The sequence below is a fragment of the Alteriqipengyuania lutimaris genome, assembly GCF_003363135.1.
Lineage (GTDB): Bacteria > Pseudomonadota > Alphaproteobacteria > Sphingomonadales > Sphingomonadaceae > Alteriqipengyuania > Alteriqipengyuania lutimaris.
The window spans coordinates 371,815-396,384 of record NZ_QRBB01000002.1 but is presented as its reverse complement, the minus strand read 5'-3'; the positions used below and the strand labels follow the sequence as shown (position 1 = coordinate 396,384).

At 65.9% G+C, this 24,570-nt stretch carries 14 protein-coding genes; 7 read left to right on the top strand and 7 right to left on the bottom strand.

What is annotated here, in order from left to right:
• Window positions 1-117 precede the first annotated feature (117 nt).
• Complete coding sequence (locus DL238_RS15210) at window positions 118-1,470, bottom strand: surface lipoprotein assembly modifier (protein WP_234031134.1); 1,353 nt, start codon at window positions 1,468-1,470, stop codon at window positions 118-120.
• Between the two features lie 362 nt (window positions 1,471-1,832).
• Here DL238_RS15210 and DL238_RS15205 point away from each other — a divergent pair, with 362 nt between their 5' ends.
• From DL238_RS15205 to DL238_RS15185, 5 genes are all read left to right on the top strand, one after another.
• Window positions 1,833-2,363 (top strand): RNA polymerase sigma factor, encoded by a 531-nt coding sequence (locus DL238_RS15205; RefSeq protein ID WP_115493278.1) that lies wholly within the window; start codon window positions 1,833-1,835, stop codon window positions 2,361-2,363.
• 59 nt (window positions 2,364-2,422) lie between these two features.
• Window positions 2,423-3,331: a FecR family protein gene (locus DL238_RS15200; RefSeq protein WP_234031133.1), complete on the top strand. Its 909-nt coding sequence runs from the start codon at window positions 2,423-2,425 to the stop codon at window positions 3,329-3,331.
• A gap of 2 nt (window positions 3,332-3,333) precedes the next feature.
• Complete coding sequence (locus DL238_RS15195; protein WP_115493276.1) at window positions 3,334-5,721, top strand: TonB-dependent receptor; 2,388 nt, start codon at window positions 3,334-3,336, stop codon at window positions 5,719-5,721.
• Between the two features lie 98 nt (window positions 5,722-5,819).
• Entirely contained in the window at window positions 5,820-9,023 is a 3,204-nt protein-coding gene (locus tag DL238_RS15190) for an autotransporter outer membrane beta-barrel domain-containing protein (protein ID WP_115493275.1), read from the top strand.
• A gap of 201 nt (window positions 9,024-9,224) precedes the next feature.
• Window positions 9,225-10,802, top strand: a complete 1,578-nt coding sequence (locus tag DL238_RS15185) for an amino acid permease (RefSeq protein WP_115493274.1) — start codon at window positions 9,225-9,227, stop codon at window positions 10,800-10,802.
• Between the two features lie 353 nt (window positions 10,803-11,155).
• On the opposite strand, the gene DL238_RS15180 is transcribed toward DL238_RS15185, so the two are convergent.
• The 4 genes from DL238_RS15180 to DL238_RS15165 all read right to left on the bottom strand — a co-directional run bounded on the left by DL238_RS15180 (window position 11,156) and on the right by DL238_RS15165 (window position 15,402).
• Window positions 11,156-12,385, bottom strand: a complete 1,230-nt coding sequence (locus tag DL238_RS15180) for a dicarboxylate/amino acid:cation symporter (protein ID WP_115493273.1) — start codon at window positions 12,383-12,385, stop codon at window positions 11,156-11,158.
• A gap of 15 nt (window positions 12,386-12,400) precedes the next feature.
• Entirely contained in the window at window positions 12,401-13,405 is a 1,005-nt protein-coding gene (dgcA, locus tag DL238_RS15175; RefSeq protein WP_115493272.1) for an N-acetyl-D-Glu racemase DgcA, read from the bottom strand.
• Entirely contained in the window at window positions 13,405-14,427 is a 1,023-nt protein-coding gene (gene dgcN, locus DL238_RS15170; RefSeq protein ID WP_181883984.1) for an N-acetyltransferase DgcN, read from the bottom strand. Before dgcN ends, dgcA begins: the two co-directional genes overlap by 1 nt.
• A 90-nt stretch (window positions 14,428-14,517) precedes the next feature.
• Window positions 14,518-15,402, bottom strand: coding sequence for a LysR family transcriptional regulator (locus DL238_RS15165; RefSeq protein WP_115493270.1), 885 nt, complete (start codon window positions 15,400-15,402; stop codon window positions 14,518-14,520).
• Window positions 15,403-15,566: 164 nt separating this feature from the next.
• On the opposite strand from DL238_RS15165, the gene DL238_RS15160 reads away from it, so the two are divergent.
• The gene (locus tag DL238_RS15160; RefSeq protein ID WP_115493269.1) at window positions 15,567-17,177 is read left to right on the top strand and encodes an N-acyl-D-amino-acid deacylase family protein; all 1,611 of its coding nucleotides are present in this window, start codon (window positions 15,567-15,569) and stop codon (window positions 17,175-17,177) included.
• A 54-nt stretch (window positions 17,178-17,231) separates the two neighbouring features.
• Here the strand turns inward: DL238_RS15160 and DL238_RS15155 are convergent, their stop codons facing one another.
• Window positions 17,232-20,054 carry a TonB-dependent receptor plug domain-containing protein gene (locus tag DL238_RS15155; RefSeq protein ID WP_234031132.1) on the bottom strand — a complete coding sequence of 941 codons (2,823 nt, stop codon included), beginning with the start codon at window positions 20,052-20,054 and terminating at the stop codon, window positions 17,232-17,234.
• A gap of 561 nt (window positions 20,055-20,615) precedes the next feature.
• Here DL238_RS15155 and DL238_RS15150 point away from each other — a divergent pair.
• Window positions 20,616-23,003 carry a penicillin acylase family protein gene (locus tag DL238_RS15150; protein ID WP_115493267.1) on the top strand — a complete coding sequence of 796 codons (2,388 nt, stop codon included), beginning with the start codon at window positions 20,616-20,618 and terminating at the stop codon, window positions 23,001-23,003.
• A 3-nt stretch (window positions 23,004-23,006) separates the two neighbouring features.
• Here the strand turns inward: DL238_RS15150 and DL238_RS15145 are convergent, their stop codons facing one another.
• Window positions 23,007-24,494 (bottom strand): D-alanyl-D-alanine carboxypeptidase/D-alanyl-D-alanine-endopeptidase, encoded by a 1,488-nt coding sequence (locus DL238_RS15145; RefSeq protein ID WP_115493266.1) that lies wholly within the window; start codon window positions 24,492-24,494, stop codon window positions 23,007-23,009.
• Window positions 24,495-24,570 lie beyond the last annotated feature (76 nt).

Here is a 24,570-nt window from a genome sequence, read left to right as displayed (position 1 = left end):
CTCCGCCCCCGCCACATCCGGCCAGACCAAGCGCCAAAGCACATAGCGACGCCTGTGCGGCCCCACGATGAGTGTTCACCGACCGAATTCCCCCCAACGGCCGTGCCGACCGAATTGTCAAAACGCTGCACTCATGCCGACCTCGGCACTAAGCCTCTGATAATCGTAAATTCCGACCGTGGAAGTATTCTTTTCCCAGTCCACTCCGATTGTCGGTGCGAATTGTCCCACGCGCAGCGCGCGGAAAGTGCCCGCAATGCCCAGCTCGAACCGATCGTCGATCCGCCGCCGCGGATAGAGGAACAGCCTCCGGTCCGCCTCCAGATGGCTGTAGCTCGAATCGAGCACGACGGTCACCGAACCCAGTTCGCGGAACAGGTAGGCCTGAACTTCGCCCGAGGCATGCGAATAGCCGGGATCGCGGGCCATCTGCCGATCGGCCGCGACCCGCAGGCCGCCACCCGACCGCGCGCTGAAGGCCCGGTCGACGCCCACCGCCAGGTTCACGCGATCATTGTCGCGCAGATCGTTCAAGCGATCGTCCACGACATTGCCCGCAAGGTCGACCGTCAGTCGCGTGCGCGCGTCCATCGGGTGGCGATAATTCATCGACGCCCCGTAGCTGGAGAGGAATGGCTTGCCGCCGAACCATCGCTGGCTGGCAATGGCGGAAAGCGTGATCTCGTCCGAACCCGATCTCATCTGCGGGCCCGCCTGCACCGAAAGCGCGTAGTCGTTGAATGCGCCGTCTTCGTAGACCCGGGCCTGCCCGTTCAGTCGGTAGAGGATATCGAGCCGCGATCCCGCAGCCTGTCGGTAATAGCCTTGCGCGCGGGCGAAAGCGCCGATGCCGCTCGTGGCCCGTGCGTCTTCGGACAGGTCGAAATCGCCGATGATGGTCGACAGGGTATCTTCGCTCGTCGCGCGATTGATATTGCTGTCGGGCGCGAAACCGACCTGTAGGTTGGCCCCGAACGGCTTCCGGCTTTCGAGCGCGAGGGTGTAGAACCGCAGCAGCCGGTCCACCTCGGCCGGCACGCCCGCTGCCTGCGCCGCGCGCAGTTCGCGCCCGGCAGCCTCGTAATTGCCCAGCATCACCTGCATCCGCGCCAGTTCCACGCGCACCCGCGCCGCATCGGGCTGTTCGTCGAGGATCATGCGCAGAAGGACCGCGGCATCGGTGGGGCGGGAAAGATCGTCCGCCAGCATCAGCGCAAGGCGGAAGCGTGCCTCGGTCCGCAGGTCGATCTGGGGATGCTGGGCGAGCGCCCGGTATGCATTTTCCGCCGCCTTGAATTGCCCGCGCTCGCGGGCGTCGTCGGCGAGCGCGAAAAGCTCTGCCGGAGAGAGCACGCGCGCGTGCCGGCTGTCCCCGGGCTCGCTCGTGGATTGGGCGGAGACGATCGCAGGCCATGCCAGCATCGCAAGTGCAAGAGCGAAACCGGCGGCGCGGCGGAGTCTGGAGATCAAGTTCGTGCTCCCACGGTCCGGCGCTGTGGACACGAAGCCGGCTGCGTCGATTGCCATGGCGGAAGGTATGCGTGGTCGTGTGGCTGCTGCGGGGTTCTATCCCAGATAGTCGGGTCGGGCACAATCTCCTCACGACGTGCCCCCGCGCCGGGACGGATGCCTGGCGGAATACTCCGCGCCCCTGGTCGAAACTGCCGTCCGGCTGAGCGATCGGCCGCGCGATGACTCTTGCAAGATGCGCGGGATGCCAATACCTGACCCGCCAGATTGCGGCGTCGATGTTACAGACAGATCCAGCTTGCAACCACCACCTCGCGGATCTTTGCTGGTCACCCGCCTGCGCAAGCGAGTAAGAACCGACGGTGGCACATTCCGTTGATCCTCATGACGGACTGGAAGCCGTTTTCCTGGCCAACCGGGACGCGCTTCTCCGCTTTCTCGCCGCGCGCGGGGCGGGCGATGATGCCGAGGACATTCTCCACGAGGTCTGGTTGAGGATCACGCAGGTGCAAGCCGGGCCGATCGCGGCGCCGCTCGCCTACCTCTACCGCGCCGCCAACGCCGCGATGATCGACCGATACCGCTCCGCCCGGCAGGCCGAGCTGCGCGATGCCGCCTGGAGCGAAGGACACGGCGGCGCCATGCTCGGCGTCTCCGACTCTCCCTCGGCCGAGCGGGTGGTTGCGGGCAGGCAGTTCGCCCGGCGCGTCGAGGAAGCTCTTGCCGAATTGCCCGAGCGAGCCAATCGCATCTTCCGCCGGAGCCGGATCGACGGAGCCGCCCAGCGCGTGATCGCCGAGGAGTTCGGCGTCAGCATCAGCACCGTCGAGAGCGATCTGAGGCAGGTCTACAGGGTTCTGGTCGAACTCAGGGAGCGGCTGGATGAGGAATAGTGGCGAGGACTCCGTCATGGTGCCAGGAGCATTTGCGAATGGCGCTTGATCGGAAAACCATGGATGAAGCCGCGATGTGGGCGGTGCGGACCGCGGAGCCGGACTTCGACGACTGGGCGGCGTTCACCGAATGGCTCGAGGCATCGCCATTCCATTCGGACGCATACGACCGTGCGATGCTCGCCGCGCAGGACGGTGCGGAGATGCTCGGTTCGCTGCCCGCCAATGATGCGGATTGGTCGGACGAGGAGGAAGAGGAACGCTCGCTGCGCCGCTGGGTCGGGCCGGCCCTCGCCGGATGTCTCGCGGCGCTCGCCGTGCTGTGGCTGTGGCCCGCGGGGGATGCGGATCTCACCTATGACACCGCAGCGGGAGAGACGCGCACGGTTGCCCTGGGCGAAGGCAGCAGCGTCATCCTGTCGGGCGGGACGACCCTCGTCGTGGATGCCGACGACCCGAGGCAGGCGCGCCTCGAAAGCGGGCGGGCGGTCTTCGAAATCCGCCACGACGAGGGCGATCCCTTCCGCCTCGCGGTGGGCGATGCCTCACTGGTCGACGCAGGCACCGTGTTCGACGTGAACATCCGGCAAAGCGCGGTTTCGGTCGGTGTGGCCGAAGGGGCGGTGATCTACGATCCGGGCGGGCCGGCCGCGCGCATCGACCCGGGCGAGGTGCTGAGCTTCGAGCGGGCCGGGGGTGCTTATCGGATCGAAAGCATGCCGGTCGAACAGGTCGGCGAATGGCGGCAGGGGCGCCTGACCTTCCGCGAGGCGCCGCTGGCGGACGTCGCGGTCGACCTTTCACGCGCGACGGGTATCGAATATCGCGTTGCCCCGGCGGGCGGCACCCGCGCGATTTCGGGCAGCCTCGCGATCGAGCCGCTTCGCCGCGATCCGGGCGCGGTCGGCCCGCTACTTGGGATCGAGGTCCGCCGCGACGGCGATGCGTGGATCCTCGACGGAGGCTGACGGTGCGCGTCTCTCCGGTCTTCCTCGCAGCCCCGCTGGTGGCAATCGTGGCAAGCGCGGCCTACCCGGCCAGCGCGCAGGAGCGGCGCGTCGACGTACCCGCGGGCACGGTCGCCGACACCGCGATCGCGCTGGCCCGCCAGACCGGATCGAGCATCGTCGTCAACGGGTCCGTCCTTGCAAAGCGCAAGGTCAGCCGCATTCAGGGCACGATGTCTGCGGGCGAGGCGGTCCGGCGGCTTACCCGGCAGGCGAATGCCCGCGCCGTCCGCGTCGGCCCCAACGCGTGGCGTCTCGATCCGCTGCCCGCGCGGCCGCGCCGCGACACCCGGCCCGCAAAGGCGGAACGCCCGACCAGCCCACCCCCTGCACCCGCCCCGCCACCCCAGGCTCCGCTGCCCCCGATCGTGGTGACGGCGAGCAAGCGCGAGTTGCCGTTGAAGGATCTGCCCGCGCAGGTCTCGATCATCGAGGGCGAGGAGCTTACGCTCGGCGGGGTCGGCGGGACCGAGAAGATCACCCAGCGGGTGGCCACGGTCGCTTCGACCTACCTCGGCAGCGGGCGCAACAAGCTGTTCATCAGGGGCATCGCCGATTCCAGCTTCACCGGCCCGACGCAGGCCACGGTCGGGCAATATCTCGGCGATATCAGGCTGAGCTACAACGCGCCCGATCCCGACCTGAGGCTGTCGGACCTCGAACGGGTGGAGGTTCTCGAAGGGCCGCAGGGCACCTTGTATGGGGCGGGCTCGCTCGGCGGGATCATCAGGCTGGTTCCGAACAGCCCCGACCTGGGCGACAGCTTCGCGACCGGCGCGCTGGGAGGCGCGCTCACCGAACATGGCGAGGGCAGCGTCGATCTGGGCGTAGTCGCCAATTTCCCGCTCGCCACCGACGCGGCCGGGCTTCGCGTCAGCCTCGATGCTGCGAGCGAGGGCGGCTATATCGACAAGCCGTTCCTCGACCGGACCGACGTCAACCGGACCTCGATCCTGTCGGCCCGGGCGACGCTGCGGGCACAGGTCGCGCCCGGCTGGACGGTCGACCTGATCGGTCTGGGCCAGAGCACCGATGCGCGCGACAGCCAGTATGCCGCGCGCAACCAGCCGGGCTACGACAGCGCGGCACGGGTTCGCGAAGGATCCGAGGCGGATTACCTGCATGGCCAACTGGTGGTCGGGGGCCGTCTCGGCACCATCCGCCTGCGCTCTTCGACCGCCATTGCGGGGCAGACGCTGGAAGAGCGGTACGACGCCTCGACCGATATGCTGAGCGACCGGGTTTTCGTCCAGGATAACCAGACGCGCATGATCGCGCACGAAACGCGGCTGTGGCAGCCGGTCCGGGACCGGTTCGGATGGGTCGCGGGGCTGAGCCTGGTGGACAACCGGACCGAACTGAACCGCAGCCTGCAATCGAGCTCGCTGCGCTCCGCCACCACTGGGGTGCTCAACACCGTGACGGAGGCGACGGTCTACGCCGAGGGGTCCTACAGGTTGCGCGACAATCTCACCGCTACGCTGGGCGGTCGCTACTCGGGGGTGCGGCTGGGGGGCGCGGGGGAGGATGTGGCGCTCGCCCTCGCGATCGAGAGGGCGGCGGTCACCGCCAGCCGCAACCAGTCCGCCTTCCTTCCCTCGGCATCGTTGGTGGCCCGGCTGGCGCCGGACACCAGCTTCTATCTGCGCTATCAGGAAGGCTTCAGGCCCGGCGGCCTCGCGATCGAGGGCAACTTCGTGCGTCGCTTCGAACGCGACGATGCGCAGGCCTTCGAAGCGGGCCTGCGGCACGGGCAGCCCGGGCGCGATCCCTTCGACCTCGCGCTCAACCTCTCCTACACGCGCTGGAACGACATCCAGGCCGATTTCATCGATACCTTCGGCCTGCCGAGCACCGCGAATATCGGCGATGGGCGCGTGTGGACGCTCAGCGCGAGCGGAGGCGTGTTCGTCACCCCCGATCTGCGCCTGACCGGGGGCCTCAGCGTCAATCGCAGCACGATCGACGAGCCGCCGCTTTCCGCCATCCTGCTTTCGGGACGCGCCTCGCACGTCCCCAATATCGCGGAGGTGTCCGGGCGTCTCGGGCTCGAATATTCGCGGCCGATCGACCCCGGTCTCGATCTCGATGCGCGCCTGTGGGGCAGCTATGTCGGCAAGTCCCGGCTGGGCATCGGGCCCGAACTGGGCGACCTGCAGGGCGATTATCTCGACAGCGGGCTGACCGTGCGCATCGGTAACGAACGGCTCGGCGGAACGCTCTCGATCACGAACCTGGCCGATGTGAAGGGCAACCGCTTCGCGCTGGGCACGCCCTTCGCCGTCGCCCGCGCGCAGGAGACTCCGCTGCGCCCGCGCACCATCCGCCTCGGCGTCGACTTCGCGTTCTAGCGTCCCCGGCAGGGCGCCGTTCATTTTTTTGCGTCCCGGGCCAAGGCAATCGCCGCGCGGCTCCGTCCTCCCGTCAGACCCAAGACGGAAGGACCACAATGTATCGCTATCTGCTCGCCGGGACCGCCCTCGCAGCCCTTGCATCGCCGCTGGCGGCGCAGACCACCATCGACGCCAAGCGGACCCAGACGGTGCGCACCTCGCAGCTCAAGAACGGCGCGGGCGACCACGTCAAGGTGACGAAGAACGGCTCGGTCGAACTGACGAGCGGGTCGGCGATCGTGGTCGACAGCGATCACGATGTGACCAGCGAGGGCAAGATCGTGGTCACCAACGCCGACGGGGCGAGCGGGATCGAGACCACGGGCGACCGGCAGGCGAACATCGTCAACAGCGGTACGATCACGATCGACGAGACCTATACGCCGACCGATGTCGACAAGGACAAGGATCTCGACGGCCCCTTCGCGGTGGGCACGGATCGCGCGGGCATCCGTGTACGCGGCGACCTGACCGGCAACATCGTCAATTCGGGCAAGATCGCTGTCGAAGGCAATGATTCGGCGGGCATCCGCGTGGCGGGGGCGATCAACGCCAAGGTCGTCCATGATGGCGAGACGAGCGTTCTGGGCGACCGCAGCGTCGGGATCGAACTGAACGACGTGACGGGCGACGTCCGGCTGGCCGGAACGGTCGCCGCCGTGGGCGAGGATGCGGTCGCTGCACGCTTCGCGGGCGATCTGGGAGGTACGCTGGTGGTGCAGGGCGCCATCGGGTCGACCGGCTACCGCTCGACCACCGCGCCGGGCGATACGAGCAAGCTCGACGCCGACGATCTCCTCCAGGGCGGCAGCGCGATCCTCGTCGAAGGCGACGTCGCCAAGGGCATCCGCTTCGCCGTGGCACCCGCCGACGCGAACAAGGACGATCCCGACGAGGACAAGGACGGGATCGAGGATGCCAAGGAAGGCAACGCCAAGATCACCAGCTACGGCGCCGCCCCGGCGGTCGTCATCGGAGCTGGCGACCGGGACATCGCGATCGGCGCGCTCCCAGCAACCGGGACCGGTTTCGGGATCATCGTCGACGGATCGATCGCGGGCGCCGGCGTCTATTCCGGGGTCGAGGGCAACGGCATGCTCCTTGGCGGTCGTGGCGGGAATGTCGCGATTGCGGGCGGCGTTGCCGTCAACGGATCGGTTTCCGCCACCTCGAAGGACCGCGACGCCACCGCGCTGCGGTTCGGCGCGGGCGCGACGACGCCCGAACTGCGCAACGCGGGCAGCATCGCGGCGACGAGCGCCGGTGGCGAGGGCATCGATACGACCGCGCTTTCCATCGATGCGGGCGCGACCCTCCCCTATGTTCGCAACAGCGGCGAGATCAAGGCGACCGCTTCCAACGCGGCGGGCGCCGCCACCGCGATCGTCGATCGCAGCGGCACGCTTCGCCTGGTGGAAAACAGCGGACAGATCAGCGCAACCGGCGCCAAGGCAGGCACGGGCCGCAACATCGCGATCGACCTCACCAGCGTGGTTGCCGGCGCGGTCGTGCGCCAGACGGTCGTAGGATCGGGCGTCACCGCGCCCGGTATCAAGGGCGATATCCTGTTCGGCAGCGGTGCCGACCGGCTAGAGCTGCTCGACGGGACGGGGACCGGCGACGTGTCCTTCGGCGCGGGTGTCGATCGCATGGTGCTGTCGGGCGATGCCGCTTTCTCCGGCAAGGCGAATTTCGGTGGTCAGGCCGACGAACTGAGCCTCGCGGGCACGTCGAGCTTCACGGGGCAGGCCGATTTCGCCAGCGGTGCCGGCCTGATCGCGCTGAGTGACAAGGCGCTCTTCAAGGGCGGTCTTATCGCCAGCGAGAACGTGGCGGTCACGCTCGATGGCGGCACGCTCGATCTGACCTCTCCCGCCACCATCGCCAGCCTTGCCGTCGGCAAGTCCGGCGTCGTCGTCGCGACGCTGAGCAAGGATCCCGCTGTCGGAAGCGGCCTTACCGTCACCGGCAACGCGAGTTTCGCCGACGGCGCGAAGCTGAAGCTGCGGCTGACCGACATCGCGAAGGCCGAAGGCTCCTACACCGTCATCGAGGCGGGCTCGCTGAGCGGCGCGGGCGATCTGGAATCGGACGCCGCCCTGGTGCCCTTCATGTACGACGCAGCGCTTGCCGTGGATCAGGCTGCCGGACTCGTCAGTGTCGACATCGACCGCAAGGCGACCGACGAACTGGGCCTCAACCGCGCACAGACGAGCGCCTACGATGCGCTCTACAGCGCATTGTCCGAAGATGAGGACGTGGCGGGCGTGTTCCTCGGCATTACCGAAGGGGATGCGTTCAAGGCGGCGGTGGCACAGACGCTGCCGGACCACGCCGGTGGCGCGTTCGACGGGCTGAGCCTGGGCATGCGCACCTTCGCGCGGCGCCTCGCCACGCCCCAAGGGCCTTTCAAGAGCGATCGCAAGCTCAATGTCGTGGTCGATTTCGCAGGCTGGGATTCCTCGAAGGACGAAGGCGAGACCGCGCAGTACGATCTCGACGGCCTCGGCTTTTCGGGCGGTGCCGAACTCACGACGGGCCTCGGCACGCTGGGTGCGACCGCGACTTGGTTGTGGAACCGGCACGACACGCTCGCGGAGAACAGCCTGGTCTCGAATTCCTATGAAGGCGCGGCCTACTGGCGCGGCACCTGGGGCGCGTTCTCCGGCTTCGCGCGTGGCTCCTACAGCTTCGCGGACTTCAAGGGCGCGCGCTATTTCGACGGCATGAACGGCGAAGACGCAGTCTCGCGCACGATCGAGGGTGAATGGTCGGGCAACGCCGCGAGCTTCATCGGGGGCGCCTCGCTCGAAACCGGGTCGCAGTTCTTCTTCTTCCGGCCATCGGTGACGATCGACTATATCCGCCTGAGCGAGGACGGATATGTCGAGACCGGCGGCGGCGACGCGCTCGACCTCACGGTCGAGGAGCGCACGAGCGACGAACTCGCGATCAATGCCGGCAGTGCCGTGGGCTTCGACCTGCTCGGCATGCGTCGCGGCGACGACAACTGGCTGCGGATCGAGGTCGAAGGCGGCTGGCGCGAGATTCTCTCGGGCGAACTGGGGGCGACGACCGCACGCTTCGGCGATGGCGATGCCTTCACCCTGACGCCGGACGCACGCACCAGCGGCTGGTTCGCGCGGCTGCGCGGCGTCGGCGGCGATGCCTTCTATACGATCGCTGGCGAGCTTTCGGCCGAGGAGCGCAACGAGCAGATCGGTTACGCGCTGCGGGCTTCGCTCCGGTTCTCGATGTAGCCCGACCGCTACGTCGACGAGATGGGTTCGGCATCCGGTCTTCCCCCACCAGGACCGACCGAATCCGGACCCGGGCGCCACCCAGGGCGTCCGGGTCCATTTCCTTCGATGCATTATCCCGCTTGACGAATCTCGCGCTCGGGCGCAGCGGCGAATCTTCGGCAAGCGATCACCGCCTGCCCTTCTCGAAAGTTGCCGCCGATGGCGTTTAATTGGCGTATCAAGCCGCTCGATGCGATCCTTGCAACGGCGGAAAAGAAATCCCTGCACCGCTCGCTCGGGGCGCTCCAACTCACCCTTTTCGGCATCGGCTGCATCATCGGCACGGGGATCTTCGTACTGACCGCGGCAGGCGCGCAGAAGGCAGGCCCCGGCCTGATGCTGGCGTTCCTGATCGCAGGTGCGATCTGCGTCGTCGCAGCCCTGTGCTATGCCGAGATCGCGGCGATGATCCCGGTCTCGGGGTCCGCCTATACCTACACCTATTCTGTGATGGGCGAGCTGCTCGCGTGGACGGTCGGCTGGGCCCTGGTGCTCGAATACGCGGTCGCGGCGAGCGCGGTTTCGGTCGGCTGGTCGGGCTATTTCAGCGGGACGATCCTGAACCAGTTCTTCGGAGTCGAGCTGCCCCCATGGCTCGCCGGCGGGCCGCTGAGCCTCGGCGGGATCGAGGGCGGTCTGATCAATCTGCCCGCCGTGGTGATCGCGCTGCTGGTCACCTGGCTGCTGATGATCGGCACCAGCGAAAGCGCGCGGGTCAACGCCGTGCTCGTGGCGATCAAGGTCACCGCGCTAACGGTCTTCATCGTGCTCACGCTGCCCCAGGCCGAGCTCGACAGGTTCAATCCCATGCTGCCCGCAGGCGTGTTCGGCGGATTGGGATCGGGCATGGGTGCGGTCGGCGCGGCGGCGACGATCTTCTTCGCCTACGTGGGCTTCGATGCGGTTTCGACCGCGGCCGAGGAAACCAAGAACCCGCAGCGCAACGTGCCGATCGGGCTGATCGGCAGCCTCGCCTTCTGCACGCTGTTCTACATCCTCGTCGCGGCGGGCGCGATCGGCACCATCGGCGGCCAGCCGATCATGGGGCCGGACGGCATTCCCTTCCCTGCGGGCTCGGAACAGCTCGCGGTGCAGTGTGCGCTGCCGCAATTCGCGGACCGGCTGGTCTGTTCAGACGAGGCGCTGGCGCATGTTCTGCGCGAGATCGGCTATTCGGGAATCGGCAACCTGCTGGGCATCGCCGCCTTCGTCGCGCTGCCGTCGGTGATCCTGATCCTGCTCTTCGCGCAGACGCGCATCTTCTTCGTGATGAGCCGCGACGGCCTGCTGCCCGAGGTGCTCTCGCGCATCCATCCGAAGTGGAAGACGCCGCATATCGTCACCGCGATCACCGGCGCGGTGGTCGCTTTCGCCGCCGCCTTCCTGCCGGTGGGGCAGTTGGCCGACATCGCCAACGCGGGCACACTCTACGCCTTCTTCATGGTCGCGCTCGCCGTCATGCTGCTGCGGCGGACCGAGCCGGATCGTCTGCGCAGCTTCCGAACGCCCGCGCTATGGTTCGTCGGGCCCGCGACGATGGCGGGGACGCTGTTCCTGTTCGTGAACCTGCCCGGTAAGGCGATGCTCGTGCTGCCTGTTTGGGGTGCCATCGGCCTCGCGATCTACGGGCTCTATGGCTATCGCAAGAGCCATCTGGGTCGCGGACACGTCGAAGTGCACGAGCCGGAGCTGGGCGCGATCGAGCCGACGGTTCCCGGCGTCGATCCCGTCGGCTGAGGCCCACGCACGCGGCGAACAGGACGCTCCGCCGTAGAACCGCCAACGCCATTCAGGCGGCGCGCCATCCAAGCTCGCCGCCGGGTGACCCCGTGGTACCGGGCGATTCACGCAATCGTCTGGATCGAAGAGCTGGCTGAGGTGGCAGGACCCTCAGCCAAGATATGATGCCTCGAAAACCTCAGAAATGCGTTCGTCAGTGGTCACCGAATGAGAGTTGGGACGGCTACTCTGGACAGTCAGGTGAGGCAGCAACAGGCGAGCACTGTGTCCCGTGCTGAGTCATTTTCGAGGCATGTTTTTTTCGAAGCGGCACCATGCCTTCGAACCTCGGTCGAAACGGAATAACCGGGTTATTGAACCAGATCGTCTCGCCTTTCCCACTTATCGACTGATGCGGTCACGGTCAGATTGGCACTTGCGCTCGCGACGGTGCGGGTCATATCGAGCAGCCGATCGAAGGGCAGTACGAACCCGATTATCAAAGCTGTCTGAGCTGTCGAAACGCCGACCGAGGCGAGAACGGCGGCAAGCATGAACAACGAGGCCGAGGGAATGGGCGCGGTCCCGAAGGCCGCGAGGGCTCCGGTGAGCAGAACGATGCTCAGCATCGCGAGGTCCGGTGTCACGCCCAGCGCCTGTAGGCTGAAGACGCTCAGCAGCCCGACATACATCGCCGTGCCGTCCTTGCCGATACTCGCGCCGATCGGAAGAACGGTCGAGGCAACGCCGCGATCGATCTGCATTTTCTCGATGGCCACCCGCAATGCGACGGGCAGAGTTGCAGCCGACGATGCCGTGGCGAAGGCGACGGCAAGCGCGTCGATCGCCGCACGATAGAACGCCCCGATCTGCCGCCTTGCGACGAAAATGAGCAGTGGAACGTGGATCAGCGCGATCTGCACTCCGACCCCGATCGCCACACAAAGAGCCAGCCATCCGATATTGGTGAAGACCGCAATTCCGTTCTGAGCCACTGCAACGGCTATCAGCGCGAAAACGCCATAGGGCGTGAATTCCATCACCAGCGCGACCAGCCGAAACAGAATGCGAGCAGCCGATTGCAGCAGGTTTGCGACCGGATATCCTTCCTCGCCTGCCAATACGGTGGCGACACCGAATGCGATGGCGAAGAAGATGATTGCGAGCATGTCACCCGCCACCAGAGCCTCGACCACGTTAATAGGGACGATGCCCATCAACTGATCGTAGACCGGCACAGGCTCGCCCAGAGCAAACGCCTCCCCGTTTCCGATCGCCGCGCCCAGGCCGGGCTGGATGACGAGGCCCGCCGCCATCCCGATCGCGACTGCGCAGAAGGTGGTGGCCGCGAACAGGGCGATCGTACGCGCACCGACCGCGCCCAGCCTGCGCGGATCGGCTAGTGCGGTGACGCCAGAGGCAAGGCTGATGAAGACGATGGGGACCACCAGCATTCGGATCAGCCGCACGAACAGATCCCCGAGGAAGGCGATATAGGCGCTTGCCGATGGTGCTAGCAGACCCAGAGCGATCCCCGCAATCAGACCGACCACGACGCGGCGCCACAATGCCAGCGCCTGCCACCGCCGCAGCCAGGTCATAATCGCATCTCCCCTTTAATTCGCTGCGCCCCAGAAGCCTTCGCGCGGTGGATGCAGCATGCCCCGATCGCAGGAAATACCTTCGCTGTGGTCTTCTAGCAGCCACAATGGTCCGTCCAGATCGGCGAAAGCACTATCCGCAGCCAAAGCCAGGGCTGGGGCGATCGAGAGCGAGGAGCTTATCATGCACCCGATCATGATCCCCAGCTCACGCTGGCGAGCCTGTTCGATCAGCTGGAGCGCTCCGGTGAGCCCGCCCGCCTTGTCGAGCTTCACGTTCACCACTCCGTATCCGCTCGCCAGATCGTCGAGATCGCCGGACGTGTGGATCGATTCGTCGGCGGCGACCGGAATCGAGGATGCGAAGCCGTCGAGCGCACTGTCCTCACCTGCGGGCAAAGGCTGTTCCAGCAGGTCGATGCGCAGGTCGATCATCAGGTCCTGTAGCCCCTCGACCTCTTTCATCGACCAGCTTTCGTTCGGATCCACGATCAGGCGCGGATCGGGTGCGGCTTCGCGCACGGCGCGCAATTGCGCGGCGGGATCGCTAGCATCGACCTTGACCTTTACAAGCGGTGCTCCCGCCAATGCGCGCGCGGCATCCCGCATCGCGGCAGGCGTGTCGAGCCCGATGGTGAGAGCGGTGGGGATCGGCGACAGCGGCTCTGCGAGACCCAGCTCTGCGAACACACTCTGGCCCGTCAGCCGCGCCTCCAGATCCCACAGCGCGCAATCGAGTGCATTTCGCGCCGCGCCAGCCGGCATCAGATCGAGCAGATCGTGTCTGCTCGCTCCGGCTTCGATATGCCCCCTCTGCGCTTCGATCGCGGCAAGCGCGCTCTCCACGCTCTCGCCATAGCGCGGGTAGGGTACTCCCTCGCCGCGCCCGACCTTTCCGTCGCGACCGATCGAAACCGTCACCACTTCGGCGGCGGTCTTCACCCCGCGCGAAATGCGGAAGGGCCGCGCGAGCGGAAGGCTTTCGTGGCGAGCGCAAAGGGTGGTGCCAGCTCCCGCCATCAGGCCCGTGCCACCCCTTCCGCCGGACCGAGCAGCGCGTCGAGGATCGGCTCCACGCCCATCCGGTGCGGATCGGTACAGGGCAGGCCGTGTTCGTCCTGCAGGCGCAGACAGAGTGCGATCGCGTCGTTCTGGTCGAGGCTCGACGTGTTGAGGGCGATTCCGATCATGCGGACATCGGGGCTGGTGAGCCGGGCAGTCGCAAGGTTCGCGGCGATACAGTCGGCCAGTCCGGGCGGTGCGCGATGCGCCAGACCTCGCATCACGCGCCGGGTCGGATCGTGGCACATGACGAGCGCTGCGGGCTGGGCACCATGCAGCAGACCGGTCGAAACGCCGGCGAAAGAAGGGTGGAAGAGCGATCCCTGCCCTTCGATCAGATCCCAGCCCGCGTCATGGCGGGCGGGGGCGAGCTGTTCGATCGCGCCGGAAATGAAATCGGCCACCACCGCGTCGAGCGGGATGCCCGCACCCGCGACGAGTATGCCAGTCTGTCCCGTCGCGCGGAAATCGCAGGCGACGCCGCGCGCTTCCATCCCGCGCTCAAGCGCCAGCGTCGTATACATCTTGCCGGAAGAGCAATCGGTCCCGACAGTCAGCAGGCGATTGCCCGGTCGTGGATCGCCCGTCCCGACCATCAGCCCGGTAGGCGGATCGCGAACGTCGTGAAGGTGACGGCCTGTCCGCCGCGCGGCTTCCACCAGGCGCGGCTCGTCCTTCAACCGCCGATGCAGGCCTGAGGCAAGGTCCAGCCCTGCATCCATCGCCTCGATCGCGTCCTCCAGGACGTCGTTGTCGAGCGTGCCGCCCGAATTCACGATGCCGAGCACCATCGTGCGCGCGCCGCTCGCAGCCGCCTCGGCGAACGTCATCCTCGGAAGCCCGAGCGTCAGCGCGCAGTCGTCGCGGCGAAATTCGGCCACGCATCGTTCGGGTCGAAAAACCGCCAGGCCGCGCGCGGTCTTGATGGCGTAGGGATCGGTCGAATTGCCGAGATAGAGGAGATAGGGTGTCGCGATCATCATAGCCCGCATGTCGAAAGAAAGGGCGACTTTACTTCGATGCGTTCGGCTCACCCAGATGGCGTGTCCCATCGGGGGCATAGCGTCGGGCTATACCGCGTCGATCACTTCCGCGAGAAGAGCGAGGAAATCGGCACCGGCGCGCGAAGGTGGTCGGGCCTGGAGATAGACGGCATTTATGTCGAAGGTCAGGGCGGGCTGGAGCGGGCGGCTGGCGAGCCCTGCCGACAGTGCGGATTCGGCCGTGAAATTATCGACGATCGCCATGCCCAATCCCGCGCGCACCAGCGCGGCCGCGATGTAATAGGTGCGCGAGGAGGCGCTTTCGGTCAGCGTTACTTCGAGGCGGTCGAGTTCGCTGCGCAGCAATTGGCCGATGGGGCCGTTTTGGATCGGACTGATAAAATTCTTGTCCTCCATGTCGGCCAGATGGACGCGCGAGGGCGCATCGGGCATATCCTCCGGCCGGAACAGTACCACCAATTCCCCTTCGCCGATCACCTGATGGGCGACCGGTGCGGCAATCGGAACTTCAAAGCTGATCGCTATATCGGTTTCCCGCTCGTAGAGCTTGCGCACGATCTCGTCGTGGTGAAGCGTCTGGAGATCGAAACGGATTTCGCTTCGCTTTTCGGTGAAACGCGCCACCGCTTCCGGCAAAGCGCCGAGCCCCAGCGAGGGCAGGGCCGAAATGCGCAGCAGGCTGCCTTCGCCCTGGCGCAAGTTGCGGCAAGCCTGATGCAGCGAGCGCACGCGATCCTGAATGTCCGAGACCTCGCCGAACAGGGTGCGCGCATCTTCCGTCGGAATCAGCCGCCCCTTGGTCCGCTCGAAAAGATCCAGTCCCAACGACTTCTCGGCATGGCGAAGCACCTTGGTGACGCTCGGCTGCGACACGTTGAGCGCGCGCGCCGCGGCGCTGACCGTGCCATGGAGGAATACCGCGTGGAAGACTTCGATCTGGCGTAAATTCATCGGTGAGACGACCTCGCTCAAAGGGGACGCATTCGGTGCGGCTATAGGCGGCAAACGCGCCGACAGGGTTCAGGGGTGGACGGATCGGCGGCAATCGTAAATGCCTTTCGTTCACCAACGCGCGGCGCGGCTTGCGTCGTCGGTTGCGAAGAGGAACGTTCTTCATGCCGTCCTTGCCTGTCCACCGCCTGCCGTCTCTCGCCGCGCTCGCCTGCGCCCTGACCCTCGGTGCCTGCGCCACCAGCGCGCCGCCTGCAGTCGATATCGTGATCCGCGGCGGGACTATCTACGATGGCAGCGAGGCGCCGGCCTATCCCGGCGACGTCGCGATAACAGATGACCGGATCGCCTATGTCGGACCCCAGCGCGCATTCACGGCCGAGCGGGTGATCGACGCGCGGGGGCAGATCGTGGCGCCGGGCTTTATCGATCCCCATACTCATGCGGATATCTTTCTGCGCGCGAACGATCCCGCCGATCGGATCAACGCCGCCTGGCTGACACAGGGGGCGAGCACGGTGATGATCGGCGTCGACGGCGGCGGCACGCCCGATGTCGCGGCGGATGCGCGAAAACTGGCCAATTCGGGCGTCGGCACCAATGTGGTTCCTTTCGTGGGCTTCGGTGCGGTACGGGAGCGGGTGCTGGGCGATGTGGCGCGCGCGCCTGACCAGAACGAGCTCGACACCATGAAGAAGCTCGTCGCAGACGCGATGTGCGCTGGCGCGACGGGCTTTTCGACGGGCCTGTTCTATGCCCCGCAAAGCTTCGCCACGACCGAGGAGGTGATCGCCCTGGCGGGGGAGGCTGGGCGGCGCGGCGGCCTTTACGACACGCACCAGCGCGATGAGTCCTCCTATACGATCGGCCTGATGGATTCGACGCGCGAAGCGATCCGCATCGGCGAGGAGGCGGGCGCGCCCGTCCATATCGCGCATATCAAGGCGCTTGGTGTGGACGTGCAGGGCGAAGCGCCCGCCCTGATCGCCTTGATCGAGGCGGCAAGGGCGCGCGGGATCGACGTAACCGCCGACCAATATCCATGGCTCGCTTCGGGATCGAGCCTCGATGCCGCGCTGCTGCCGCGCTGGGCGGTCGATGGGGGGTCGGAAGCACTCCTGGCGCGGTTCTCCGATCCCGCGAACGAGGCGCGTATCCGCACGGAAATGGCCGAAAACCTGCGCCGCCGGGGCGGAGCGGGGTCGCTTCTTCTGACTGCTCCCGATCGGGTCTGGACAGGTCGGACACTGGAAGAACACGCGAAAGCGAAGGGGATCGATCCGGTCGAGGCTGCGATCCGCATTATCGCACAGGTCGCGTCGGAAGGCGGGCGGGGGACGGAAGTCGCGTCCTTCAACATGGCGCAGGGCGATGTCGAGGCCTTGATGCGCCAGCCATGGGTCGTCACCGCCTCGGACGGCTCGCTGGGACATCCCCGCATGTTCGCCACCTATCCCGAGAAATACCGTACCTATGTGGTGGAACGTGGCACGATCGACCTTGCTCGCTTTATCCGCCAATCGACCGGGCAGGTGGCCGATATCTATAAGGTCGAAGAGCGCGGTTATCTAAAGCCGGGCTATTTCGCCGACGTGCTGGTTCTCGATCCCGACGGATACGCGCCGCGCGCGACCTACCTGTCTCCGCGCGAACTGAGCGAGGGTGTCACTGCCCTGTTCGTGAATGGACGATTGGCGGTGGTGAACGGCGCGGTGACCGGGGAGGCGGCGGGCCGCGTGCTGCTGCGGTCGCCACCCGCTCAGTGCCCCTCATAGGAAAAGGCCCGCCCGCGGCGTGAACCGCGCGCGGGCCTCCCCGTATTCGAAGGCTCAGAATTCGAGCCGGACCCCGAAGCGGAATGCGCGGCCCAGCAGATCGCTGTAGGTGCTGTTCGCGGCCAGGCCGGTTTCGGGCAGGATGATGGGATCGGCATCGAACAGATTGGTAATGTGCACGAACACCTCCGCATCGGCCCCCATCGCCTCCGCGATCTTGGCAGTCGCGTTGAGGTCGACATAGAACACGCCGTCGATGCTGTTGTCGTCGGTCGTGCGTGCCAGCGAGGTCGAGGGCGGACATGCCGTCGAACATTCGAAGCGCGTTGCGGAATACCGCCCGCTGCCCACGCCGCGTCCTACGGCGGTCAGGCCGAAATCGGGCGTCTGAAATGCGATCGAGCCGCGATACAGCCAGTCGGGCGGCCCGCTGCCGGACAGGGTGCCGAGCGGACTGATCGGTTCGCTGATCCCGTCATCGACGATGCTTTCGAGATAGTGCGTCGCCACCGCGCGCAGGACGAGCGAGCTGTCCACCATGCCGAAGACATCGTCGAGGCCCAGTCGATAGGACACGTCGAAGTCGATGCCTTCGTTCCGCACCTCGGCGAAGTTGAAGGGGCTCGCACGGAAGAACAGTTCGCGCACCCCGTCGGGATCAGGGCCGTAGGCCGCGCAGAACCGGGTGATGCCTTCGTTGCAGCGGTTGAAGATATCCTGCGCGAAATACTGCCCGATGGCTCCTTCCACGGTGATGTTGAAATAATCGACCGAGGCGGACAGCCCGGGAATGAAGCGCGGCATCAGCACCACGCCCGCCGAATAGGTGTCGGCCTTTTCCGGTTCGAGATCGAGATTGCCCGTCGTGGTCTCGCGAAAGGTGATGGTGGTCGCCGGATTGACGAAGGCATTGGTCAGCGTGTTCGTCCGCGATGTGCCGGCTTGGAACAATTCGTTCAGATTGGGCGCCCGGATGTCGCGCGAATAGGTTCCGCGCAGCATGATGTCGTCGATCGGCTGCCAGGTCGCACCCAGCTTGTAGGTCGTGACGTAGCCTGAGGTGGAATAGTCCGTCGCACGCACCGCGCCGTTGAAGATGAACCCGAAGCCAAGCGGAACGACGGCTTCGAGATAGGCTTCCTTGACGTCGTATTCCCCGAAGGTCGGGAGGTAATTGCCGACCTGGAATCCGGTCTGGAGCTCGGTGGGCACGAAGCCGGATACCTCTTCCTTGCGATATTCGGCACCAACGGCGAGGCTCACGTCACCGGCCCAGAGCGCGAACGGCGTGAAAGACAGGTTCGCGCCGACCACCGTCTGTTTCAATGTCTGATCGCGATAGGGATCGCCGAGAACGTAATCGACCGCCGCCGAAGTGGCGACCCCCGTGCCCAAAATGTTCAGCGGAACGCAGCCATTTGTCGGGTTCGTCAGCGTGGAACGGCATACGATGGTGCCTGCCGGGACGCCGATCGCATTGCCCGCCGGAGCGAATACGGCATCGATCGCATTGTTGTAATTGGTGTTTATGATGATGTCGCGCAACTGCTCGCGCGAATTGGTCTCGCCATACTGCACATAGGCGTCCCAGATCGCGGCCTTACCCGCGATTTGGAATTCCCCTTCCAATCCGCCGACATAGCGCTGGACGTCGCGCGTGTTGTTGAGGGCGCGGAAAGGCAGGTCGCTCTGCGTCGTCCCGACTGTCACCGTATTGATACCCGCCGCCTGCGCGCCCAGGGTGCGGATCAGGAACGCGTTGTCGCCGCGCAGAACCCGGCCGGTCGAGAATTGGGGCCCTGCATTGAAAAAGGTTTCCTGCCAATTGTAGGACGCTTCGATGAAAGCCGTGGCCCATGGCGTGATATCGAAGCTCAGCCGACCGAAGGCATTGCGTCGGTCCTCTTCCGGCGAAAGCCCGATGCGGCTGTTCGAATCGTCGACCTGATAGCTGCCGCCGATGGTAATGCCGCTGCTTTGCGCGACGGTCGGGAACTGGCCGTAATCGTAACGAAGCACCTGCCCGCCGGGACCGAAATACAGGCCCCGCAAGCGGTCGGCGACGCCTCCGGAGGACGCGTTGATGATCCCGCCGGGCGCGGCATTGTTGCGATTGCCGGGGCCGCGCACGATGAATTGGGGGAGGCCGTTGGTCGCAGTGTAATCGGGGTTCGGAATGATGTTCTGCACACCGAAATTCCAGTCCCGATCGACTTGGAAGATGCCGTCCTGGTGCGAAACTTGCCCGCTCAAAAGGATATGTCCGCGTCCGTCCGCGAAGGGCACGCCGGTCGCGGCGCTCACCTGATAGGTGAAGCCGTCTCCCTTGTCGGTGATGCCGGAATTGCCGCTGAGTTTCAGCCCGTCATAGCGCTTGTCGAGCACGAAGTTGACCACGCCCGCAACCGCGTCCGAACCATAGGCGGCCGAAGCGCCGCCGGTGACCACCTCGACGCGACTGACGAGCTGCTGGGGGAAGGTGTTGACGTCGACATAGCCCTGCACGGTCGAGGGCACGGTCCGCCGCCCATCGAGCAGGACCAGCGTCCGCTCCAGCCCGAGATTTCGCAGGTTGATCGTGTTGATGCCCGACAGGCCGGAGCTGATGTTGAGGCGGGAATTCGACAGCTGCGCACTGCCCGCCACGGAGGGAAGCTGACTGACGAGGTCGAACAGGTTGTTGGTCGGCGATTCCGCCTCGATCTGTTCCGTGCTGATGACCGTCAGTGGTGTTGGGCTGTCGAAACCGAGCCTCGCGACGCGTGAGCCGGTGACGATAATGTCGTCGGAAGAGCGTTCGATGGTCTCGGTCGTCTGCACGGCGGGATCTTCGTCTTCGTCTGCAACCGTCTGCGCTGCCGCGGGTACTGCCGCCATCGCGAGAAGGGCGGTGCCTGCAAGCGCGCTGCTGCTGACGAGGCGAGTGCGACCGGACGAAAACCGGGATGGTGTGCGCTTTGGCATTTGCATCTTAAATCCCTCATTACCAAGCGGACGGTTCACGCCACTGCTGGCCCGTCGAAACGGGTCATGACAAATTCGAACCACCCTGTTCCCTGAAGCGATTCCGGCCGTTGCGCCGAAATCGCGAAACATTTCTACCCCGTGACGGCCGGGTAGAATTGACCGTATCAAGATTGTGCGCGCTGCATCGAAAATTGGTTCGATCTGTCGCCAAACCTTCTTTTTTCAGCAGATTCGAACCTAACCGCGAGTGTAGCTTCGTCAATACGTGCAGCGCTCCGAGATGTGCACGGACATATAGCTTTGGGGTATGGGATGCGATTTAACGCTTTCGCGCGCGATCGGCCCAGATAGCCGCGAGTTATGGCCTGGCTTCCCAAAGATATGCGCGGGGCGGTGCCGTGCCGCTACGATCACGCGAACCCCACGGTCAGGCGGAGCGGCACTTTTGACTTCCAATCAGCGAACCGGGCGATGACCCGCCGGGCTCTTCTGCTCGCCACGGCGGGGATCGCTGCCCTGGCTGGCCTGTCCGCGCGCGGTATGGCCCGGTTTCACCCCGGCGAATTGTCGAGGGGCAGGGGGCTGAAGGCGACAATCAGCGTATTGGAGGATCGCTTCGGCATTCCGCATGTCCGCGCCGCGTCGCTGCACGATGCCTATTGGGGCCAGGGCTATCTGGTCGCACGCGACCGCCTGTTCCAGCTCGACCTCGATCTGCGAAGAGACATGGGGCGGATGGCGGAAGCCTTCGGTCCGCGTTTTATCCCCTCCGACCGCGCGGCACGGCTGTTTCATTATCGCGGCGACCTGAGCGCGGAACTGGCGTCCATTCCCGCCGATGTCGTCGATTGCGTGTGCGGATATTGCGCAGGGATCAACGCCCGGATCGACGAGATTGCAGCCGATCCGTCACTGGCGCCACGCGAATTCGCGATCCTCGGGATCGAACCCATGCGCTGGTCGGTGGAGGACTGCTTGCGCCGTCGCGGGGCGGGGAGCGACGATGCCGACGAGGAGATCCGGCGCGCCATGCTGGAAGCGCGCGGTTTACTGGATCTCGAAAACTGGCGCGAACCGCTGCGCCCGGCATGGGATTTCACCGTGCCTCCCGGTCTCGATTGCGCCGCCGTTTCCCCGCTCGACCTCGGCGCGCTGCGCGATCTCGATCGTCCCCCGGCAATCGAGCCGCCGCTGGTCGCGCGGATCGACGCGGCACTGCTGAGAGAGAACCGCCGGACCGATCAGGCCGCGCAGGGGAGCAATGCCTGGACCGTTGCCGGCACTCGAACCGATACGGGACGCCCGATCCTCGCCAATGATCCCCATCTTGCGATCGGCGGTTTCAGTCCCCGTCACATCGTTCATCTGACCGCGCCCGGCCTCGACGTGATCGGCGCGGGATATCCGGGTCTGCCGGGGATCATGCAGGGCCATACCGATCGCTTCGCCTTCGGGCGGACCAATTTCCATATCGACCAGACCGATCTCTTCGTGCTGGAAACGCATCCCGACGATCCGACGCGTTACCGCCATAATGGGGACTGGAAGCCCTTCGATGTGGTCGAGGATGTGGTCGCGGTGAAGGGCGGGGCGGCGGAGCGGATCGTCATGCGATACAGCGAAGGGCGCCCGGTGATCGCCGAGGATCCATCGAGGAACCGGGCCATCGCATTCGCGACGGTGACCATGCTGCCGGGCGCCAATATGCGCTTCGCCATCGTTGCCATCAATCTGGCGAAAGATTGGGCTGGCTTGCGCGAGGCGTTCAGGCTGCATGTTTCCCCGACCAATCTCCATTACGCCGATATCGACGGCAACACTGGTTGGCAGGCGATCGGGTTCGCTCCCAAAAGGCCGCGCCATGACGGGCTGTTTCCTGCGCCGGGCGACGGATCGTTCGACTGGGCGGGCGTACAGGCGGTCGCGGACATGCCGAGCCGCTTCAATCCGGACAATGGCGTGATCGTATCGGCCAATGCCATGAATCTGCCGCCGGATTATCCCTATGACGAGCGTATCTTGAGCTTCACCTGGTCCGATCCCTTTCGCCACGACCGGATCGAGGAGGTGCTCGGTGCGCAGGGCCGGCACTCGCTCGATGACAGTGTGGCGCTGTTGCATGATACCGTCGCCATTCCGGCGACGAAGCTCGTGGCAATGCTGCCGGAGGAACCCTCGCCGGACGCGCGCGATGCTGCGCGGATGCTCGCCGGCTGGAACGGCGATCTTGCTGCCGATAGCGGCGCGGCACTGCTTTACGAGATGGTGATTGCCGAGCTTGCGGAGCGGTTTCATGCCGCCGTCATTCCGCCCTCTGCGCGCGATCTCGTATCGCGCGTCAATCTCGATGCGATGCTGACTGCGCTGGAAACTCTCGACGCTCGCCTCGGGCCCGATCCGGCTGTGACGAGGCGCGAGTTGATCGACGGCGCGCTGGCGGCTGGCTCGGCGGAGGCCGTGCAAGTGGGTGGCGCCGATCCGGGGCAATGGCGCTGGGGCGATCTGCACCGCGTGACTATCGACCATCCGCTCGACGCGGTTCCGGCCATCGCCGATGCCTTCCCTGCGATCGCGGGCGGAGAATCCGGCGGGGACGGCACTACGGTGATGGCGCGCGGAATGCGTGCGGGCGGGAGCTATTCGGTTCGGCACGGAGCAAGCTTCCTCTTCGCCGCCGATGTCGGCAATTGGGACCGTACGCGGTTCCTCCTTCTGCCCGGCCAGTCGGCCGACCCCGCCTCGCCGCATTATCGCGATTTCTATGAGCCCTGGCTTGCGGGCGAGATGGCCGAGTGGGCCTTTACCCGCCCGGCCGTGGACGCGGCGGCAGTGCGCCGCTTCACCATTTCGCCGAACTGACGATCAGTTTTCGGCGGCGATCGCCACCAGCGCCGCATCCAGCGCCGCCAGCGCGGCGGCTTCTCCGCCGGGCGGGATGTCGTTGGCAACGGCGGAGAAGACCAACTGCTCGCCGCTGGCCGCAATCATATAGCCTGACAGTGCGCGCGATGCGTTGAGCGAGCCGGTCTTGGCAAATATACGCCCTTCCAGCGGCGTTTCCGCAAAACGGCGCGCGAGCGTCCCGTCGATCCCGCCCACGGGGAGGCTGGCGCGCCACGCATCGCCCCATTCCTGCCGGGCGGCCCAGGCGAGAAGTCTCGAAGTGATGCGGGGGTTCAAACGATTGTAACTCGACATGCCCGATCCGTCGGCAAGGACGAAGCCATCGCGGGGGAGATCGGCAGCGTCCAGCAGGTCTTCCAGAGCGCGCTGGCCGTCCGCCACCGAGCCGCTGCCCGTGAGTTTTCCGGCCCGGCGCAGCATCAATTCGGCGTGAAGGTTCTGGCTCTGCTTGTTGATCGTCACGATGTCGGCTGCGATTTGCTCGGGCGGCAATCGCGCGAGCATTTCCTCCTTCGGCATTCGGGCGGCTGGGGCGCCCGCGCGGTTTACCGGATCGTCCGAGGGTAGGAGCGGACGATAGCGTGACGTGACGTCGCCCGTTACCTGTACGCCGCGCTCCTCAAGCAGTCTCGCAAGCCGCCAGGCGGCGCGGTGGGCGGGATCGTCCAAGCCGAGGCGAAACGCGGAAGGGTCCGCGCCCGTACCGATCGTGCCGTCGACAACCAGCGTATCGCTGCCGGGCAGGCGGCGAAGGTCGAGCGCACTGTCGGCGCCCGCCACCGTCCGTGTCAGGTTGTCGATCCGGTAATAGCCGTCGCTTTCTATCGTGCCCGGCTGTCCGATCCTGCCCGGCGCCACCGACACCACGATCTCGTTGTCGTCCACCACCAACGCGCCGGTGGCGGTGCCGTACCGAAACGGGATGTTGTTCCAGCTCATCCCCGCGCTCCAGCGCTCATCGGGATACCAGCTCGCATCGCCCACGACATTGCGAACCCGGCGTGCGCGCGCGGCGACCGCGTCGGCGAGAGTGGCGAGGCACTGGGTCCGGCAATCGCGCGCGCTCGACACGGTCGCTTCGCCGCGCCCTTCGAGCACGACATCGACTGCGCCATCAGGTGCCGGCTCGATGCGTACGCCGGTACCTTCGGCGGCTCTCTGCAAGGCCGCGAGCTGGCGATAGGCGGCGAGCGTGGTGTAGATCTTGGTGTTCGATGCGGGAATGAAACGCTCGTCCGCCGCGATAGCGAGGATTTCGCCGCCCTCCCTTTTCTGGACCACCAGCCCATAGCGCGTGCCCTCCGGCGCGGCGGAGAGGATTTCTGCGACGATCTCCGCCACCGGGCGGGTTGGCTCGGCCTTCGATGGAGCGGATGCCTCGCCCTGCTGGGCCAGCGTGGGCGTGGCGAGAAAGAGCGCGAGGGCATGGACAAGGATCGAACGCATCGCTCCGCTATAGCCAAGGACGGGGCTGCAGATAGCCTTTACCGCCGTCGACCGGGCCCAACCCATAACCTCGGGC

What these genes read in the sequence shown, in the direction of transcription:
- DL238_RS15155 (WP_234031132.1), bottom strand. Translation starts at nt 20,054, where the DNA reads ATGGCGGCAGTACCCGCGGCAGCGCAGACGGTTGCAGACGAAGACGAA.
- DL238_RS15160 (WP_115493269.1), top strand. Translation starts at nt 15,567, where the DNA reads ATGCCGTCCTTGCCTGTCCACCGCCTGCCGTCTCTCGCCGCGCTCGCC.
- dgcA (WP_115493272.1), bottom strand. Translation starts at nt 13,405, where the DNA reads ATGGCGGGAGCTGGCACCACCCTTTGCGCTCGCCACGAAAGCCTTCCG.
- DL238_RS15190 (WP_115493275.1), top strand. Translation starts at nt 5,820, where the DNA reads ATGTATCGCTATCTGCTCGCCGGGACCGCCCTCGCAGCCCTTGCATCG.
- DL238_RS15185 (WP_115493274.1), top strand. Translation starts at nt 9,225, where the DNA reads ATGGCGTTTAATTGGCGTATCAAGCCGCTCGATGCGATCCTTGCAACG.
- DL238_RS15145 (WP_115493266.1), bottom strand. Translation starts at nt 24,494, where the DNA reads ATGCGTTCGATCCTTGTCCATGCCCTCGCGCTCTTTCTCGCCACGCCC.
- DL238_RS15150 (WP_115493267.1), top strand. Translation starts at nt 20,616, where the DNA reads ATGACCCGCCGGGCTCTTCTGCTCGCCACGGCGGGGATCGCTGCCCTG.
- dgcN (WP_181883984.1), bottom strand. Translation starts at nt 14,427, where the DNA reads ATGATCGCGACACCCTATCTCCTCTATCTCGGCAATTCGACCGATCCC.
- DL238_RS15165 (WP_115493270.1), bottom strand. Translation starts at nt 15,402, where the DNA reads ATGAATTTACGCCAGATCGAAGTCTTCCACGCGGTATTCCTCCATGGC.
- DL238_RS15200 (WP_234031133.1), top strand. Translation starts at nt 2,423, where the DNA reads ATGGATGAAGCCGCGATGTGGGCGGTGCGGACCGCGGAGCCGGACTTC.
- DL238_RS15180 (WP_115493273.1), bottom strand. Translation starts at nt 12,385, where the DNA reads ATGACCTGGCTGCGGCGGTGGCAGGCGCTGGCATTGTGGCGCCGCGTC.